The following is a 1,703-nucleotide window of genomic DNA, read 5'->3' as shown; positions in this document are numbered from 1 at the left end:
CGTAACTTCGTGATAATTTCTTCGGGCTTCGGTCGCTTGATTGCCATGTGGTTCCTCCGTTTTCCTAAACATAGCGGAGGACCACTTCATTGGGGGAGGATCACGACTACAATGAATTGAACGGGGCGCTTGAAACCCAAGCTGTTACCGAACGCTTCCTGACCGGCACCCGCATCGCCACGCCCGAAGGCGAGACGGCGGTCGAGAATTTGGCCATCGGCGATATTGTCCTGACCGCAGAGGGCAAGACCGTACCGGTGCGCTGGATCGGCTGGCAGAAAGTGGTCTGCGTCTTTCAACCGCCCGAGCGTCTGATGCCCGTGCGCGTTTCTGCCGGGGCGTTGGGCAACGGCCTGCCCCATCGCGACCTGACGCTGACGACCGATCACGCGCTGTTCATCGACGGCATGCTGGTCAATGCCGGTACGCTGGTCAACGGCTCCACCATCACGCTGGTCCCCTTGTCAGAGTTCGATGGAAGCTACACCGTTTATCACGTGGAAACAGAGAACCACGACCTGATCCTGGCGGAAGGCACCGCCGCCGAGACCTATATCGACTATCTCGGGCGCAGCAACTTTCACAACTACCCGGAATATCTGGAACTTTACGGCGAAGAGGTCACGATCAGCGAGATGACCCTTCCGCGTGTTTCCGCAAGCCGGCTTGTCCCGGATGCCCTGCGGCGCAAGCTCTCCGCAAACAACGCGGCCTAGGAACAGCCCGCGCGTCCGCGTCAACTCTATGGCCGGACGCGCGCAATCGGTCGTGCGGGTCACCAGCGGCAACGCGTGATGGCCATACCAATGAGCGTGCAAATTCCCGCCAGGGGACGCCAAAGCCGCTCATCTTGCACGAACGAGACCACTGGGCTGATGGCACTCCGGAAACACATTTGTGTTTGGGAACGGAAGTGTTTATCGACGCGGTTAAATCGATACAGGTAACAATAGCTGCTTGTTGTGCCGAATCTTAAGCGGATGGGAAGCCCATGAAAGACTACATCGTAAAAGACATTTCGCTGGCCGAGTTTGGGCGCAAAGAACTGGACATCGCCGAGACGGAGATGCCGGGCCTGATGGCGCTGCGCGAAGAGTACGGCGCGGAAAAGCCCCTTAAAGGCGCACGTATCGTCGGGTCGCTGCACATGACGATCCAGACCGCCGTTCTGATCGAGACACTGACCGCGCTTGGCGCGGATGTCCGCTGGGCCTCGTGCAACATTTTCTCCACGCAGGACCACGCGGCAGCGTCGATCGCCAAGGCCGGCGTGCCGGTTTTCGCCATCAAGGGCCAGACACTGGAAGAGCATTGGGATTATCTCGACAAATCCTTCATGTTCGAAGATGGCCCGAACATGATCCTGGACGATGGGGGCGATGCAACGCTTTACGTGCTTCTGGGCGCACGCGCCGAAGCCGGTGAAGACGTCATCCCGGCCCCGCAATCCGAAGAGGAAGAGGTGATCAAGAAGCAGATCGCCAAGCGCATGGCCGAAAGCCCCGGCTGGTTCACCAAGGTCCGCGATCAGATCAAGGGCGTCTCCGAGGAGACGACCACCGGTGTAAACCGGCTCTACCAGCTGATGCGGGACGGCCACCTGCCGTTCCCCGCGATCAACGTGAATGACAGCGTCACCAAGTCGAAGTTCGACAACAAGTACGGCTGCAAGGAAAGCCTTGTCGACGGTATCCGCCGCGCCA

At 59.3% G+C, this 1,703-nt stretch carries 2 protein-coding genes; both read left to right on the top strand.

Annotation, left to right across the window (positions count from 1 at the left end):
* The first annotated feature begins 89 nt into the window (after positions 1 to 89).
* A complete protein-coding gene (locus PVV74_RS22765; RefSeq protein ID WP_274594788.1) occupies positions 90 to 716 on the top strand; it encodes a Hint domain-containing protein in 627 nt (208 codons plus the stop codon).
* A 275-nt stretch (positions 717 to 991) separates the two neighbouring features.
* Positions 992 to 1,703: adenosylhomocysteinase (locus PVV74_RS22760; RefSeq protein ID WP_274594787.1), on the top strand; the 712-nt coding region annotated here is incomplete at its 3' end.

This window comes from Roseovarius sp. SK2, from assembly GCF_028807495.1.
Taxonomy (GTDB): domain Bacteria; phylum Pseudomonadota; class Alphaproteobacteria; order Rhodobacterales; family Rhodobacteraceae; genus Roseovarius; species Roseovarius confluentis.
The sequence above is the reverse complement of the archived record's forward strand: the minus strand, read 5'-3'. Positions and strand labels throughout refer to the sequence as shown.